Origin of the sequence: Bartonella sp. TT110JLCBS, assembly GCF_042193405.1 — a bacterium.
Classification (GTDB): Bacteria; Pseudomonadota; Alphaproteobacteria; order Rhizobiales; family Rhizobiaceae; genus Bartonella.
In genome coordinates, this window is sequence record NZ_JBHILT010000294.1 from 1 (window position 1) to 565 (window position 565).

The 565-nt window shown below is 41.8% G+C and carries 1 pseudogene; it reads right to left on the bottom strand.

The annotated features are described in order from the left end of the window. Positions 1–565: pseudogene (locus ACFILW_RS10985) on the bottom strand (hypothetical protein); the annotation flags it as partial.

Here is a 565-nt window from a genome sequence, read left to right on the forward strand (position 1 = left end):
AGATGCTGCACTTCTTGCTCCACGCTTGTCTTGTAGCTTTTGAAAAATGAACGGAACCTTAGACCCTAACGTAAAAGAACCGGCATAAACAGCAGAACGTAGAAAAACGATTGGATTGCTCGATTCTGTTGCACCCTGCACATGTTCACCATCATTAAAGTTATGATAATAACAATCTTTAACACCAACCGTCCAATGGGTCGCATCATTGAGACCTGACCAATGGATACGATTAGGATTATCTGTCAATTGCATCAAACAAACAAAATCGCCCCAAACTTTCACCAAACCTGCTTTGGGGGGATTGCCTCCTAAATCTTCAAATCGTTGGGAATTGCGAACCTTGAAAACTTGCGGTTTATCATTTTTATTCACCGCAATGACAGCATCACCGAACAACGCAAACGACCATTTGTTCTCATCATTTGCCTGATACGTCACACCATTTTGACTGATGTCTTGCCAACCACGCGTTTGGCTATCATAAGCATAAAGCTTTTTAGCTCCTCCTACGATTATCTTAACACCATTACCGCTTCTAAAGGCGATTGAACCCAAAGGTTTT